We start from the raw sequence: 1159 nt of genomic DNA, 5'->3' as shown, positions 1-1159 counted from the left end.
TCTGGCTTGAGTAAGTCTTCTTCAAGATCTGGACCGGCATAGTGGAACGGCACCGGACCGTCGGGATAGCCATGCATAAACTGCTGGACCCACTGGGAGCCGGAGCGCCGCAGTTCTATCGGAGAGCCGTGCTCGATAATCTTGCCGCCTGACAACAGATAGATGTAATCCGCAATTTCAGCCGTCTCCGCGACATCATGTGATACAACGATGCTGGTTAAGCCCATCGCATCATTAATACGGTGGATCAGATTGACCAGTGTGCCCATTGAAATCGGGTCCTGGCCGGTAAACGGCTCGTCATACATGATCATCTTTGGTTCAAGCGTCACGGCACGCGCCAGTGCGACACGCCGCGCCATACCGCCCGACAATTCTGCCGGGTGCAGCTTACGTGTGTTGCGTAGCCCCACCGCCTGCAGTTTCATCAGGACCAGATCGCGAATCATTGATTCGGGCAGGTCGGTATGTTCCCTGAGCGGGAAAGCGACATTGTCGTAAACAGTGAGGTCGGTCAGCAAGGCACCACTTTGAAACAGCATGCCCATCCGTTTACGCAGTTCGTATAGATCGGAGCGTGAGAGTTTGTGAACATTCTGACCGTCAACTTCGATCGTGCCTTTGTCAGGGCGTAGCTGGCCACCTATTAATTTCAACAGGGTGGTTTTGCCGGTACCGCTCGGGCCCATGATAGCCGTGACTTTGCCGCGTTCAATGTCGATGTTGACGCCTTCAAAGATGGCACGGTCACCACGATAAAAGTGCAAGTCCCTGATCTTTACCAGTGGCACGCGTTTCTCCAGCATTATAAGTCAAGAATGAAAGGTCGTTAATTTTGGTGAATAAGCCACACTAAGTCAAATTGGCTTATGGAAAAATGCAGGCTTATCGGCTAGAGTGTGTGCACCAGATTCTGGTGATGGGCATTTTATTAAGGTCGATACTGTTCAGTTTTCGTTCAGATTCACTGTGATACTGTTTCCATCAAGCCAATTAAAAACGGAGAGAAATAATGAAGAAATTTTTAAGCCTGATTGCCGCAGCATTGATTGTTACTCCAATGCTAGCGTCGGCTCATGGTCCTACTCGCCAACAAGTAGTAGAAAAAATCACTATCAACGCAGCACCTGAAAAAGTTTGGGCCGCAATAAAAGACTTT

Annotated in this window: 1 protein-coding gene; it reads right to left on the bottom strand. The window is 49.7% G+C overall.

The genetic code is table 11. The features are described from left to right. Nucleotides 1–806, bottom strand: an 806-nt coding sequence (locus DWA30_RS12740) for an ABC transporter ATP-binding protein (RefSeq protein WP_136073206.1), incomplete at its 3' end; no start/stop codon positions are given. Between the last annotated feature and the right edge of the window lie 353 nt (nucleotides 807–1159).

It is taken from the genome of Candidatus Ulvibacter alkanivorans, assembly GCF_003333325.1.
GTDB lineage: Bacteria > Bacteroidota > Bacteroidia > Flavobacteriales > Flavobacteriaceae > Ulvibacter_A > Ulvibacter_A alkanivorans.
This window is presented reverse-complemented; position numbering and strand designations above follow the sequence as displayed.